At 68.7% G+C, this 914-nt stretch carries 2 protein-coding genes; one reads left to right on the top strand and one right to left on the bottom strand.

Annotated features, from left to right (window positions below; genetic code table 11):
• Positions 1 to 45: 45 nt before the first annotated feature.
• A complete protein-coding gene (locus tag MKK84_RS36020; RefSeq protein WP_409566551.1) occupies positions 46 to 180 on the bottom strand; it encodes a hypothetical protein in 135 nt (44 codons plus the stop codon).
• 112 nt (positions 181 to 292) lie between these two features.
• Here MKK84_RS36020 and istA point away from each other — a divergent pair.
• Positions 293 to 914, top strand: a 622-nt coding sequence (istA, locus tag MKK84_RS27325; RefSeq protein WP_243925111.1) for an IS21 family transposase, incomplete at its 3' end; no start/stop codon positions are given.

The raw sequence follows: 914 nt of genomic DNA, 5'->3' as shown, positions 1-914 counted from the left end.
CGCGAAGGAGCGCGACCCGGACGTCTGGGCTGTGCCCGCTGTACGCTAGCGCTTCCAGCCCTGCGCGTAGCGGCGCACCGCGTCGTAGCCGCCCTCGTAGCCGAGCCCGCGCAGGGCCTCGTCGCTGCGCATCAGCGTCAGTCGCTCACGCCGCGCCGTGCTGGCGTTCGCCAGGAGCATCCGGTCGTGCTCGCCCCGCCACGATCCAAGCTTCGGGGCAGGTTGGACGGCGCGGGTATATTGGAACGCCGTCGCCTCAGAGCGGATGACCTTGCGCACGACCTTGCGCGAGATGTTGGTCGTGGAGACGGTCGCAAAGATCCGCCGCGCGTATTTCGTGCAGCAGAAGCCGATCAAGCAGATCTGCCGGGAGCTGAGGGTCTCGCGCAAGGTCGTGCGCAAGGTCATCCGCTCTGAGGCGACGGCGTTCCAATATACCCGCGCCGTCCAACCTGCCCCGAAGCTTGGATCGTGGCGGGGCGAGCTCGACCGGATGCTCCTGGCGAACGCCAGCACGGCGCGGCGTGAGCGACTGACGCTGATGCGCATCTACGAGGCCCTGGGCGGGCTCGGCTACGAGGGCGGCTACGACGCGGTGCGCCGCTACGCCCAGGGCTGGAAGCGCGAGCGTACCGCGGTCACAGCCCAGGCGTTCGTGCCGCTCTCCTTCGCGTCGGGCGAGGCCTACCAGTTCGACTGGAGCCACGAGACAGTGCTGATCGGCGGCACGACCACGGAGATCAAGGTCGCCCACCTCCGGCTCTGCCACTCGCGCATGCCGTTCGTGCGGGCCTACCCGCGCGAGAGCCAGGAGATGGTGTTCGACGCCCACGACCGGGCGTTCGCGTTCTTCCGCGGCGCCTGCCAGCGTGGGATCTACGACAACATGAAGACCGCTGTGGACGCGATCTTCG

Source organism: Methylobacterium sp. E-065 (genome assembly GCF_022829605.1).
Taxonomy (GTDB): domain Bacteria; phylum Pseudomonadota; class Alphaproteobacteria; order Rhizobiales; family Beijerinckiaceae; genus Methylobacterium.
Note: the sequence above shows the minus strand (reverse complement) of the source record. Positions and strands in the feature narration are given on the sequence as shown.